Origin of the sequence: Limnothrix sp. PR1529, from assembly GCF_002742025.1 — a bacterium.
Lineage (GTDB): Bacteria > Cyanobacteriota > Cyanobacteriia > CACIAM-69d > CACIAM-69d > CACIAM-69d.
Window position 1 is genome coordinate 1 of record NZ_LIRO01000026.1, and the last position, 12,909, is coordinate 12,909.

At 56.3% G+C, this 12,909-nt stretch carries 9 protein-coding genes and 2 pseudogenes; 2 read left to right on the plus strand and 9 right to left on the minus strand.

Going from position 1 to position 12,909, the window contains the following annotated elements:
• Positions 1–1,251: TM0106 family RecB-like putative nuclease (locus AMR42_RS04500; protein ID WP_099532277.1), on the plus strand; the 1,251-nt coding region annotated here is incomplete at its 5' end.
• 69 nt (positions 1,252–1,320) lie between these two features.
• On the opposite strand, the gene AMR42_RS04505 is transcribed toward AMR42_RS04500, so the two are convergent.
• From AMR42_RS04505 to rlmD, 4 genes are all read right to left on the minus strand, one after another.
• The gene (locus tag AMR42_RS04505; RefSeq protein ID WP_099532278.1) at positions 1,321–1,947 is read right to left on the minus strand and encodes a hypothetical protein; all 627 of its coding nucleotides are present in this window, start codon (positions 1,945–1,947) and stop codon (positions 1,321–1,323) included.
• A gap of 162 nt (positions 1,948–2,109) precedes the next feature.
• The gene (locus AMR42_RS04510; protein WP_190355105.1) at positions 2,110–2,766 is read right to left on the minus strand and encodes an SAP domain-containing protein; all 657 of its coding nucleotides are present in this window, start codon (positions 2,764–2,766) and stop codon (positions 2,110–2,112) included.
• A 29-nt stretch (positions 2,767–2,795) separates the two neighbouring features.
• Positions 2,796–4,172, minus strand: a complete 1,377-nt coding sequence (locus AMR42_RS04515) for an AAA family ATPase (protein ID WP_099532279.1) — start codon at positions 4,170–4,172, stop codon at positions 2,796–2,798.
• 35 nt (positions 4,173–4,207) lie between these two features.
• Entirely contained in the window at positions 4,208–5,578 is a 1,371-nt protein-coding gene (gene rlmD, locus AMR42_RS04520) for a 23S rRNA (uracil(1939)-C(5))-methyltransferase RlmD (RefSeq protein ID WP_099532283.1), read from the minus strand.
• 283 nt (positions 5,579–5,861) lie between these two features.
• On the opposite strand from rlmD, the gene secA reads away from it, so the two are divergent.
• The gene (gene secA, locus AMR42_RS04525) at positions 5,862–8,666 is read left to right on the plus strand and encodes a preprotein translocase subunit SecA (protein WP_099532280.1); all 2,805 of its coding nucleotides are present in this window, start codon (positions 5,862–5,864) and stop codon (positions 8,664–8,666) included.
• Positions 8,667–8,695: 29 nt separating this feature from the next.
• On the opposite strand, the gene xseA is transcribed toward secA, so the two are convergent.
• The 5 genes and pseudogenes from xseA to AMR42_RS21045 all read right to left on the minus strand — a co-directional run.
• Positions 8,696–9,976, minus strand: a complete 1,281-nt coding sequence (gene xseA / locus AMR42_RS04530; RefSeq protein WP_099532281.1) for an exodeoxyribonuclease VII large subunit — start codon at positions 9,974–9,976, stop codon at positions 8,696–8,698.
• Between the two features lie 3 nt (positions 9,977–9,979).
• A complete protein-coding gene (locus AMR42_RS04535) occupies positions 9,980–10,474 on the minus strand; it encodes an adenylyltransferase/cytidyltransferase family protein (protein WP_099532284.1) in 495 nt (164 codons plus the stop codon).
• A gap of 199 nt (positions 10,475–10,673) precedes the next feature.
• Entirely contained in the window at positions 10,674–11,507 is an 834-nt protein-coding gene (locus tag AMR42_RS04540; protein ID WP_099532282.1) for an ABC transporter permease, read from the minus strand.
• 256 nt (positions 11,508–11,763) lie between these two features.
• A pseudogene (locus tag AMR42_RS21565) lies at positions 11,764–12,133 on the minus strand (ABC transporter ATP-binding protein); the annotation flags it as partial.
• A 2-nt stretch (positions 12,134–12,135) separates the two neighbouring features.
• Positions 12,136–12,604, minus strand: a pseudogene (locus AMR42_RS21045) (ABC transporter ATP-binding protein); the annotation flags it as partial.
• Between the last annotated feature and the right edge of the window lie 305 nt (positions 12,605–12,909).

The following is a 12,909-nucleotide window of genomic DNA, read 5'->3' on the forward strand; positions in this document are numbered from 1 at the left end:
GCGGGGGCGGGGTTGATCGTCGGGGGGCTGTTGCGGGTGGAGGAAATCCCCGGCGTGGAGCTGGTGGGCCATCCCGATTTGTTGGTGAAACGGCCGGGTCAGTCGGCCTTTGGCGATTGGATTTATGAGCCGGTGGATATCCGGTTGGGCAAGAAGCCGAAGCTGGAATATCAGCTCGTGGCGGCGCTCCATGCGGACTTGTTGACAATGATCCAGGGAGCGGCTCCGGCTAAGGCGGGGGTGGTGTTGCGCGGTCGATCGCCCCATTGGGTGGACTTGCGGACACGGCTGAAGCAGGTGCAAGACTTGCTGGCGAACCTAATCGACACGCTGATGGAGGACGATCGGGAGCCGGATCTGTTCATTTCTCGCAACCGCTGTTCCCTCTGCCATTGGGTGGGCGACTGCACCGATCGAGCGCGGCAAGCCAAGCACCTGTCGCTGATCCCGGGTGTGACTCCTGCCCGCTACCGGGTGTTGGAGCGGCTGAAAATCGAGACGATCGAACAGTTGGCGGCCACACCGCTCGATCGGCTCCAGGAATTTCCCGAATTTGACGGCGCGGCGGAGGCGGTGTTGGTGCAAACCCGCGCCACTTTGACCCAACAGCCGATCGCCCTGGCCAGCCGCGAGGCCTGGTCGCCCGATCGCCTGCCGGCCGCTCCGGTGGAACTCTATTTCGACATTGAAGCGGAGCCGGATCTTTCGCTGGATTACCTGCTGGGCGTGTTGGTGGTGGATCGATCGCAGCCGGAACCGACGTTTCACCGCTTCCTGGCGGAAACCCCTGAGGATGAGCAACGGGTTTGGGATGACTTTTTGGCGCTGGTCGATCGCTACCCCACCGCGCCGATTTTCCACTTTTGTGAGTATGAGCGGGATGCCAGCAAGCGCCTGGCCAAGCTCTATGGTTGCGCCAGTCAGCGGCTAGAGCGTCTGCTCGATCGGTTTGTGGATGTCCATGCTTGGGTGACGCAAACGGTGGTGTTGCCGGTGGAAGGCTATGCCCTGAAGCAAATTGCTGGGTATTTGGGTTTTGGGTGGCGAGACAGCACGGCCAATGGTTCCCAGGCGGTGTATTGGTACGATCGCTGGTTGAAAACGGGCGATCGCTCCTATTTAGAGGCGATCGTCACCTACAACGAGGACGATTGTTTGGCCACCTACCGGGTCAAACATTGGCTCGAACAGTTCCATCAACAGCAACTCGCAACGCGATCAGAGTTGGCTAATCCTGTTGCGGTTCCGTAGAAATAATTTTGGCAGTGAATTCAAAATTCTGGTGATGAATGTCAGTGATGAAAATGATTGCGCGGCAGATCAATTGGCTGGCCCCGATGACATGATGGGCAACCTGGTACTCATGGCGAAAATCCAGTCGATCGCCCCCATCAGTTCAGGCAATCGATCGAGTGTGTAGCCCGTCGGGTGTTTTGTGAAGGTTTCGCCCCACAGCCGCCCAAATTCCCATAACTTCCCATTGGAGACAATGCCAAACAACGGGCGATCGCCCTCTTGGTTCAACCGTTGCGCCGCCCACAATCCCGCCAAACATTGACCCCAGCCCGCTTCAAAATCATCTCGCTTGGCTTCAATCAGAATCAAATAGGGCTGCTCAAACAACACCTTTCCTCGGGGCGATCGCCGTGCCACCACATAATCCGGCGTGCCCGACAATTCATCGCTATAACGCAACGGTTGATGACTCCAAATCAGCAACTCTCCCACATACGATCGCCACACTTCCGTCAAAATCGGCGAAATAATATTTTCGCAAATTGCATATTCCGAATTGAAAACCATGCCTTCGGTCAAAACCAGTTGCAAGCGATTCACAAAGCTGGGATCGATCGCGAGGGCATGATGTTCAAGGAAAGATGTTTCCTGATAAGTCATCGGGAACTCTGCCAAAACATCCGCGATGGTTTTGTACTGTGTGAATGGCATGATTAGGATTGAAATTGGATGAGCTTTCGGAATCGGAAAGGTGCTTTTAGAATTTCGGTTTAATGCAATAAATTTCCCGATCGATGATTGAAAACTCAATCACCGTATCGGGAATCATGGGGGGCTGCATGATCACTCGGTCAACCCGCTTGACGGATTTCGTTAGCTTGAGCGTGCCTGATCTAACAAAGCAACCAAGTCGTTTTTCTTGGGGTTCGGTTTGCTCGCCAGACCATGCAACCGCGCCAGATCCTTGAGTTCTTTGACCTTCAAGGATTTCAAAATTGATGATTCTGGAATTGGAGGCAATGGCGGCGGCGTAATGTAAAAAACGCGCTGTAAATAATCCAGCTTTGGCCCCTTGGTGATGCCGCACTTTAGCTTTGTGATTGGCTCCAAATCTGACCAAGTTTCTCGGGGGGCTTCGCTGATCCGGGGAGCTGCGAGCTGTACTTTCAAGGTTTTGAGCGGTGTGTCTGGCTGGCTCACCACATATTCTAGCGCTTCAATAATTTGGTCATAGGATGCAGAGCTAAGGTTAATGCGGGGTGCAATTTCCTGCGATAAAACCCGCGCCACCTCGATCGCGAGTTCGCTATCTTCCGCCACCACGCACCAAATGCGATCGAGTCCGGCTTCTGCGGCTGCTGAATAAACAAAAGAGTTGCCGATTACTTCATAGTCATATTCAGGGTCTTGAATTTCCCGAACCACCACGGGCAACCAGTTTGATCCGCCCGATCGCGTCAGAATGTCTGCTGCGCCTTGCACCAAAAAGCTGGGCGCGGCTGTGGGCAACCCAGACCGAACTTTGTGCATCCAAAGATGCATCAGATTCCCAACATTGCTCATTGGATGAAGTACTCCTTGGCAAGATTCAGGTAATAGTCACGAGCGGTTTTGTGGGCGTAGACCGCTGGCAAGCGCGAGAAGCTGGCTCCAGAAATTTCGGCATGATTTTCCAGCTCAAAAACCCGATAGTCTTTTCGAGCATTGGTCAATCGCGGAAAAAAGTAGGGTGTAAGGTCAAATTTATAGTCCTTCTTATGGCGTGCAATTAACTCTTCTAGGTAAACTCGCACGCGCTGGTGCTGAGAATTGGAGAGTTTTTCGCCATTGAAGAAAATCGGAAGGGCGATCGGGCCGCCATCTTGTCGCTTGGCCTGAATGGCTGGAAAAAATTCGCGAATTGCTTCGGCGGCATTGTCGATCGAGTAGACATTGTTGGGCTTGACTGGCATCAAGATCACATCAGATGCATAAACCGCCTCTTGGCTGAAATATTGCCAGTTGGGTGGTGAATCGATGAAGATGTAGTCATACTCAGAGCGCAGGGAGTCGATGGCTTTTTTGAGTTTGTGATAGCCAATTTTGCGAATCAAATCGTTGATGTCAATGCCCTTGCTGTTCGGGTCATCGGTTTTGAGATCTTCAACTTTTGGGGCAGGTAGGATGTCAATGCCATATTCTTTGTTGGCTTTTTTGTCGAGCTTGCGATAGGTCGCGATCGCCTCATGAATATCAAGTCGATCGTCATCCAGGCAGTCAAACAGAGTTGGCGATTGACTGGTAACCTCCAGGGTTTCGGTTAAATCCCGTTGGTTTGGGTCAAAATCAATCACCAAGGTCGAATAGCCAATGAAGTTGAGAAGGCTGGCCAGGTTAATGGTGGTGGTGGTTTTGCCTACGCCGCCTTTGTTGTTGTAAACCGCAACCACCAAGGCGCGGGACGGTTGGCGCAACAGGGGAGCAATCTGGTTATGAACCACTTGATCGATCGTTTCGGGTTTGATTTCCAAGCAGGGAGTGGCCGGAAAAATCACCTTATGGTGCTTCCGAAAAAGTTGCATGTGGACTGAATTAATGATCAATCCCCATTGGGCATTTTTGCACTTGGGCGCTAGCAGATAGCGCCGCAATTGATTGAAGGTCGATCGATATTGCGGCGTGCCATAACTTAAATTGCTATCGGTTCCCTTCGCTTCCACCAGGAAGTAGGGATCCACGGGAGATTGAATAAACGATCGCCCTTCTGAATCGTCATAGCGTGCGGCAAAGTCAACGTGATCTGCACCCTGGCCCGTGGCGAATTGGGGAATTCGTTTTTGCTTGTCGAACCCCAAGACATCCATCAGAGCGTCAACAAAGTTATCGACAACAACCGCCTCAGGAGCGGGAGCGGGCAAAGTGCGGAGCGCTTGAGCTAGGACTGGTTCATTGGCCATAGGACAGTTAAGGGAGTTTGATCGCCCATATCATCTTAACGGCGCTCACTCAGAAAGGCGACACATTCCACATGGGGCGTTTGGGGGAAAAAGTCCGCTGGCTGCACCCGATCGAGCTGATATTGCCCCTGTTCACAGAGCAGCTTCAAATCTCGGGCCAGGGTGGCCGGCTTGCAGCTCATGTAAACAATGCGGGATGGGGCGATCGCCCGTAAGGCTTCAATCACGCCCGGCTCACAACCTTTTCGGGGCGGATCCAACAACACCACGTCCGGTTGCAGTCCCAATTGGGGCAGCAGATCCGCCACTTTCCCCACCTGAAATTCAACATTGGTGAGCTGGTTGCGTTCGGCGTTGTGGCGGGCTTGGGTGACGGCTTCCGCTTGGGCTTCAATCCCGATCGCCCGGCCGGCTCGCTGGGCCAAGGGCAGGGTCAGGGTTCCCACGCCGCAATAGGCATCCACCAAAATTTCCCGGCCGGTCAGGGCCAGTTGTTGGTGAATGGTTTTCAGCAGTTCTTCCGTTTGGTCGGTGTTCACCTGAAAGAAAGTTTCCGGGCGAATTTCAAACACCAATCCATTCAGGTGTTCCTCCAGGGCTGGCCGCCCCAGAACGCAGCGGGTTTCGGGCCCAAAAATCACGTTGTTGCGCTGGGGCTGCTGGTTCACACAGACCCCCACCAACTGCGGAAATTGCTCGCGCCACAGTTCCGCTTGGGTGACCAAACCGGGCAGCGCTTCCCAGTCGCGTACCACCAGGGTGAGGAGCATTTCGCCCGTGCGCCGCCCAATCCGTAGAGCCAAGTGACGCACCGTGCCCGTGTGGGTGGTTTCGTCGTAGGGTTCCCAACCGCTGGCGGTCAAGTCCTGTTTCACCTGTCGCAGCAGGGGATCGAGTCGATCGTCCTGCACGGGACATTGGTTCAGGTTCACAATTTTGTGGCTGCCCTTTTGGTAATAGCCCGCACGAATTTGATCATCGGGGCCGGGAGCCACGGGATAGGTGGCTTTGTTGCGGTAGGCCAAGGGGGCAGCGGCGGCCAAAATGGGCAAAACGGGTGGCTCTTCAAAGCCTCCGAGCCGGGTGAGGGCCTGTTCCACCTGTCGCTGTTTGGCCAGCAGTTGGGATCCATAGGCCACATGCTGCCATTGGCAACCGCCGCACTTGTCCGCCACGATGCAGCCGGGGCGGACGCGATCGGGCGAAGGATCCAGAATCGACAAAATTTTGGCCCGGGCAAAGGTGGGTTTCACCTGCAACAGCCGCACCGATAGGTAGTCGCCCGGTACGGTTTCCGGCACAAACACCACCCGATCGGCCCAACGGCCCACGCCATCCCCCGAATCGGCCAGGTCGGTGATTTCCAGCTCGATCGCCGCCCCCTGTTTCCATTCCGGTTGGTTCATCTGATTGTCAAGGGTGGTGGTCATGGCTCGATCGGCCTCAATCTCAATAGCGTGCAACGGCGGGCCAATGCGGTTGAGTGGCGTTGTGGGCCCTGGACCTCCGGTTGATCGTGTCCTTGCACCGGCCGCGACGGGAAACCGAACCGGCCCGGCGCAAAGGTGCGGTGATACGATGGAGGCGCGCCACAGCTCGATCGCGTCATGACGCTCGATCGGGCGATCGCCACCGGCCAACTGCATTGGCCCCCATTATCTCGCCTAGTACGCCACCCGATCGCCTGCCATGTTGAAAGCTCTGCTGGGAGACCCCAACGCCCGCAAACTCAAGCGGTTCCAACCCGACGTGGTGGAAGTCAACCTCCTTGAAGAGGACATCGCGAAGCTGTCGGACGACGAACTCAGGGGCAAAACCGCCGAATTTCGCCAAAAACTGGCCCAAGCCCGCAACGACAGCGAACGCAAGGAACTGCTAGACGACATCCTGCCCGAAGCCTTTGCCGTGGTTCGCGAAGCGGGCAAGCGGGTGTTGGGAATGCGCCACTTTGATGTGCAACTCCTGGGCGGCATTGTGCTGCACAACGGGCAAATTGCAGAAATGAAGACCGGGGAAGGAAAAACCCTGGTGGCCACCCTGCCGTCCTACCTGAACGCCCTCACAGGCCGCGGGGTGCATGTGGTGACGGTGAACGACTACTTGGCCCGCCGGGATGCCGAGTGGATGGGCCAGGTGCATCGGTTCCTGGGCCTGTCCGTGGGGCTGATTCAGCAGGGCATGAGTCCCGAAGAGCGCCGCCGGAACTATGCCTGCGACATCACCTACGCCACCAACAGTGAGCTAGGGTTTGATTATCTGCGCGACAACATGGCCACCACCATCAATGAAGTGGTGCAGCGGCCCTTTAACTATTGCGTGATTGACGAAGTGGATTCGGTGCTGGTTGATGAGGCTCGCACCCCGTTGATCATTTCTGGCCAGGTCGATCGCCCCACCGAAAAATATCTGACCGCCGATGAGCTGGTGCGGCAACTGGTGCGCGATGACCACTACGAAGTGGACGAAAAAGCCCGCAACGTGATCATGAGTGATGAGGGATTCATCGCCGCCGAGCAAATGTTGGGGGTTACGGATCTGTTTGATTCGGAAGATCCCTGGGCCCACTACATCTTCAACGCCCTGAAGGCCAAGGAACTCTACCTGCGAGATGTGAACTACATCGTGCGGGCCGGGGAAGTGGTGATTGTGGATGAATTCACCGGGCGGGTGATGCCGGGTCGCCGCTGGAGCGATGGCTTGCACCAGGCGATCGAAGCCAAGGAGCGGGTGGAAATCCAGAACGAAACCCAAACCCTCGCCTCCATCACCTATCAAAACTTCTTCCTGCTCTATCCCAAACTGGCGGGCATGACCGGCACGGCCAAAACCGAAGAGGCCGAGTTTGAGAAGATCTACAACTTGGAAGTGACGATCATTCCCACCAACCGCACCAACTCGCGGAAGAACTACTCGGATGTGGTTTACAAAACCGAGGTGGCCAAGTGGAAGGCCGTGGCCGAAGAGTGCTTGGAAATGCACGAAATGGGTCGCCCCGTGTTGGTGGGAACCACGAGCGTTGAAAAGTCGGAATTGCTATCGGAACTGCTGGCGGAGCGCAACATTCCCCACAACCTGCTGAACGCCAAGCCGGAAAACGTGGAGCGGGAATCGGAAATCGTGGCCCAGGCGGGGCGGCGCAGAGCCGTGACGATCGCCACGAACATGGCCGGTCGCGGCACGGACATCATCTTGGGCGGGAACGCGGACTACATGGCCCGGCTGAAGGTGCGGGAATACCTGATGCCCAGGCTGGTGCGCCTGGAAGAGGAAGATGAATTTGAGGTGATGCAGGTGGCGGGCCTGAGTGGCCGGCAAAAGGCCCAGGGCTTTGGCAACTCGGGCAAGAAGCGCAAAACCTGGCAAGCGGCTCCGGAAATTTTCCCCACGCCAATTACGACCGAGGCGGAAAAGATGCTGAAGGATGCGGTGGCCTTTGCGGTCAAGACCTATGGCGAGCGATCGCTCCCGGAGCTAGAAGCCGAAGAACTGTTGGCGATCGCCTCGGAAAAGGCCCCCACCGACAATGAAGTGGTGCAAGGTCTGCGGGAAGCCTACAACCAAATTCGCCGGGAATACGAAGCCTTCACCGACAGTGAACATGAAGAGGTAATCCAACTGGGTGGCCTGCATGTGATCGGTACGGAACGCCACGAATCGCGCCGGATTGATAACCAGTTGCGCGGGCGGGCGGGTCGCCAAGGTGACCCCGGTTCCACTCGGTTTTTCCTGAGCTTGGAAGATAACCTGCTGCGGATCTTTGGGGGCGATCGGGTGGCCGGCCTGATGCAGATGTTCCGCGTGGAAGAGGACATGCCGATCGAGTCGGGAATGCTGACCCGATCGCTCGAAGGGGCCCAACGGAAAGTCGAAACCTATTACTACGACATTCGGAAGCAGGTTTTTGAATACGACGAGGTGATGAATAACCAGCGTCGGGCCATCTATGCCGAGCGTCGCCGCGTCCTTGAAGGGGAAGACCTGAAAGAGCGGGTGATTGAATATGCCGAGCGGACAATGTTCGACATTGTGGATGCCTATGTGAATCCCGATTTGCCAGCGGAGGAATGGAATCTGGAGAAGATGGTGGACAAGGTAAAGGAATTTGTCAGCACCATCCAAGACCTGACTCCCCAACAGATTGAGGACTTCAACCCCACGGAAATCAAGACTTTCCTGGCCGAGCAAGTGCGGATTGCCTACGACATCAAGGAAGGGCAAATCGACAGCCTGCGCCCTGGCCTGATGCGCGACGCGGAACGCTATTTCATCCTTCAGCAAATTGACACCCTCTGGCGCGAGCACTTGCAGCAGATGGACGCGCTGCGGGAAACGGTGGGCCTGCGCGGCTATGGCCAGAAGGATCCGCTGGTGGAATATAAGAGCGAAGGTTATGAACTCTTCTTGGACATGATGACCAACATGCGCCGGAATGTGGTTTATTCCCTGTTCCAATTCCAACCGCAAGTCCAGGAACGCGAACCGGAAACGGTTTAGGGCAGATCGAGGGTTAATCAACAGCAAATCTAGGGCGACTGCTTAAGGTCGATCGAGAGTTGCGCGATTTCGGTTGGGGGTGGAATCACTTTCACCTCTAACCACCCATCGGCCAACTGAATTCGGAGTCGATCGCCCGGTTGGGCTTGGGCTGCCCGCCGAACGATCGCCCCTTGATCATTGCGCACCAAGCTATAGCCCCGTTGCAACACTTGGTTTGGATCCAGCGATCGCAGGGTCTGGTTGAGGGCCTGTTGCCGTTGCTGTTCCCGATCGAGCCGGTGTTGCATGGCCATGCCCAACCGCCGCTGAATATCCGTCAGCCGCTCCGTTTCCCGCTGCCATTGACGATCGGGGCGCAGCCGTCCCAACCGTTGCTGGAGCAGATCCACCCGATCGAGTCGATCCTGTAAGTAGCGATCCATGGCTAACTTCAGGCCCAAGGCCTGTTCAGCCCAGCGGTTGCGCAACTCCACCAGGCTCGGCACGGCCCGTTCCGCTGCGGCCGTGGGCGTGTGGGCACACCAGTCCGCCACCCGATCGCAAAGGGATTGATCCCGTTGGTGACCAATGCCCGTGATCACTGGAATCGGACAATCTGCTAGGGTGCGCACCAGTTGCTCATCGTTGAAGCAGGATAGATCCTCCGTGGCCCCGCCACCCCGGGCCAAAATCAGCAAATCGGCTCGACCATCCACCACCACTTGCGCGATCGCCCGCATCAGACTGATTGGGGCCCGATCGCCCTGCACCAAAGCAGGCACAAACAACACCCGCAAGCCGGGATGGCGCTGAAGCAAGGTGCGCTGGATGTCTCCCCAGGCCGCCGCGCGGGGAGACGTGATCACCGCCACGGTTTGGGGAAAAGCGGGCAGGGGCCGACGGCGATCGGGATCAAACAATCCTTCGGCAGCCAGGCGATCGTGGAGCTGTTGCATTCGCAGCGCCTGCAAACCCGCCCCGGCCGGCAGTAGTTGCCAGGTCACTAGCTTCAGCTCGCCCCGTTTGGGCCAAAGCTGCAATTCTCCCAAGGCGATTACCTGCTGACCCGGTTCGGGCAAGCTCGCCAGTCGATCGACCTGGCCTCGCCACACCACGCAGCCGATCGCGGCCGTTGCCTCCCGATCGGTCAAAGTGAAATAGATGCCGCTGGGAAATGGCTTGGCGCTGGACACCTCCCCGATCACCCAAACCCGATGAAGCGCCGGTTCCGCCTCCACGCAATCCTTCAGCCACTGGTTGAGGGTGGCCACTGACCAAGGTTCCGTGGCGCTGCTGGGGGCCAACTCCGCAGCCCAATCCTCCGCCATGGCCTATGGCTCCTGGGGACGGGCCGCCAAAATCCGCTCCACCAAACCGCTGGTGCTGCTGGGCACTTCAATTTTCACCAGCTCAATGCGGCCACCTCCGGCAAAGACGGCCGGCGCTTCCGGCAAGGTTTCCACCCGATAATCGCCCCCTTTGACATAGATGTCGGGCTGCAACGCTTCGATCAGTGCCGTGGCTGTGGGTTGCTCAAAAATCACCACCGCCGCCACCGCCCGCAGCGCCAACAACACCTCCGCCCGCTGGGCCTGGGGCACGATTGGGCGAGGGGGGAACCCGGGCCGCGCTGGTTTCAAGCCCGCCACCGATTGATCACTGTTCAACCCCACCACCAACGATCGCCCCAACGCGCGCGCCGCATTCAGGTAGCGCACATGGCCCGCGTGGAGCAAATCAAAGCAGCCATTGGTGAACACCAACGGTCGCCAGCGATCGGGATCCTGGGCGATCGCCCGTTGCAGCCCTGCCAAATTGCTCACCATTGAGGGCAACTCAAACCCTTCCGTCAGGGTCGGAGCCACCAGGGCGATTGACTGAGCAGCATTTTCAACGGGTGAGGGGGCGGTCATGGGAATAATTTTAAGGCTCAATTTCAGGGTTTGATTGTTGGGAGATTGTTTGCAAATCAGGGATTGGAAGTCAGCCACTTTTAAGCGCTTTCAAGCTCCCCTTTCAAGCCACCTAACTTTCCTGCTTGACAGCACTTTCATGCCAATCTTTGAGAAGGGCATCGGACAGGGCTGAAAGACCCACAAAAATCAAAATCCCCAAGCCCGTCACCAACAACAATGCTGCAAACATTTTCGGAATTTGTAGGTTATAACTGGCAATCAGAATTTGATAGGCAATGCCTGATTTTGCGCCACCGGTTCCGGCCACAAATTCCGCCACCACGGCTCCAATTAAGGACAGGCCACCGCTGATTCGTAGTCCTCCTAGGAAGTAGGGCAACGCGCTGGGTAACCGGAGATAAATCAATCGCTGCCAAGGATTGGTGTTATAGAGCTTAAAGAGGTTAGTTAGGTTCCGATCAACACTGTTCAGCCCCAAGGTGGTGTTAGCAACCACCGGAAAAAAGGCCGCAATCCAGGCACAAAGCACCAATGCTCCCAGCGTATTATCCTTGAGCCAAATCACAATCAGCGGCGCGATCGCCACCAAGGGTGTGGTTTGCAGAATCACCGCATAGGGAAACAGGCTCCGTTCAATCCACTTGTTCACTGTAAACAGCACGGAAATCCCTAGGCCAGAAACCGCCGCCGCCAAAAACGCAATGATCGTAATTTGCAGCGTCACCATTAGGGCCGAAAACAGCTCATTCCAGTTTTCAAATAGGGTTTGCAACACCAAGCCAGGCCGAGGGAGTAGATAGGGTGGCAGTCCGGTGATTTGCACAAATAAATCCCAAGCCAACAGAAAAGTCAGTCCCACCCCCAAGGGGGCCAGTACGTCGGCGGAAAAAACGCGCTGAATGAGCGATCGCTTGGGAATTAGGGGAGAACGACTGCGACTCATAGGCTTTAAATTGCGGGAATAATTCAGAAGATTCAGGATCAGGAAGGAATGCTCAAAACCGATCTTTCAGCGGGTTTTCAGCAGTTCTCAAGCAGTTTTTAAGGGATTGCTGGGTGGCTCTGGAATCATTTTAGGGAGTTTCCCCGCCATTCAAAACCAGAATTTTGCAATTCAAGCTCAGTTAATGCTCAGTCAATTTTGAGTAAATTGGGGCAAATTTGCGAAATCTACATTTGCACCACTCCCATTGACACTCTTACAAGGGAACCGTCGCACCCATGCCGAGGGCCAACGCTTCCGCCAGTTGGTAGCGATATTGGCCAAAAGTTGGAGATTGACGGAAAGTTTCCGATCGGGGATAGGGTTCGGGAATGTCCAGCTCCGTGACGATGCGCCCGGGATTAACCCCCATCACCGCCACCCGCGTTGACAGATAAACGGCTTCATAGATGTTGTGGGTCACAAAAGCGATCGTCCAGCGCTTTTGATGCCACAAATTCATCACGTCTTCATTCAGTTTGTTGCGGGTAATTTCATCAAGGGCCCCAAAGGGTTCATCCATCAACAACACCTTGGGTTGGGTGACGATCGCCCGGGCGATCGTCACCCAACCCAAGGTGTTGTTGNNTGACGATCGCCCGGGCGATCGAAACCCGCATTTTCATCCCGCCGGAGAGTTGCCGGGGAAAGGATTTTTCAAACCCCTTTAACCCCACCAGCTCGATCGCCTCGGCCACGCGGTCTTCGCTGGCCGATCGGGAAATTCCCGCCAACTTCAATGGCAACCGAATATTTTCCTGCACCGTTGCCCAAGGCAGCAGGGCAGAATCTTGGAACACAAAGGCCAAATTCCGGCGAGCGTCCGGCATCTGCCAAGTCAAATCTCCTTGGGTGGGACTGCTCAGACCCGCAATCAGGCTCAAAATGGTGCTTTTCCCACAACCAGAGGGCCCCACCAAGCTCAAAAATTCGCCCTCGTGGATCGTGAGGGACACATCTTGTAGGGCAACGGTTCCCGTGGAAAAGGCCTTGGTGACGTTGCTCAGGGAAATGGCGGGTTGCAAGGTCGATCGCACTGGAGGAACGGTGGAACTCACGGGGCAGGCACTCAAAAACAAACTTCAGCGCTGTTAACCAGCATGGTTGGCTCCTGCTGTTCACCAGAACGCGGCCAACGACCGTTCAGCACGGCTGTTAACCATTGTAGCGGCTTGCTTTGACCCGTCTGGGAAGCGCAGGAGCGCGAATCGGTTCCTCCCGAACCACCCAAACTCCCCTTACCCGGCCGGTGGGCGACGGGGCCGCGGCGGGCGCGGGGGCAACTCTTCGTAATCCACCACCACCTCATCGGGCAAATTGGCTCCGTCGAGTTTGACCGTGCGCGAGGGGGTGGGTCGGGGGC

Excerpts from the sequence above, each read along its gene's own strand:
- AMR42_RS04505 (WP_099532278.1), bottom strand. The coding sequence starts at position 1,947 with ATGCCATTCACACAGTACAAAACCATCGCGGATGTTTTGGCAGAGTTC.
- AMR42_RS04510 (WP_190355105.1), bottom strand. The coding sequence starts at position 2,766 with ATGCACAAAGTTCGGTCTGGGTTGCCCACAGCCGCGCCCAGCTTTTTG.
- AMR42_RS04515 (WP_099532279.1), bottom strand. The coding sequence starts at position 4,172 with ATGGCCAATGAACCAGTCCTAGCTCAAGCGCTCCGCACTTTGCCCGCT.
- rlmD (WP_099532283.1), bottom strand. The coding sequence starts at position 5,578 with ATGAACCAACCGGAATGGAAACAGGGGGCGGCGATCGAGCTGGAAATC.
- secA (WP_099532280.1), top strand. The coding sequence starts at position 5,862 with ATGTTGAAAGCTCTGCTGGGAGACCCCAACGCCCGCAAACTCAAGCGG.
- xseA (WP_099532281.1), bottom strand. The coding sequence starts at position 9,976 with ATGGCGGAGGATTGGGCTGCGGAGTTGGCCCCCAGCAGCGCCACGGAA.
- AMR42_RS04535 (WP_099532284.1), bottom strand. The coding sequence starts at position 10,474 with ATGGTGAGCAATTTGGCAGGGCTGCAACGGGCGATCGCCCAGGATCCC.
- AMR42_RS04540 (WP_099532282.1), bottom strand. The coding sequence starts at position 11,507 with ATGAGTCGCAGTCGTTCTCCCCTAATTCCCAAGCGATCGCTCATTCAG.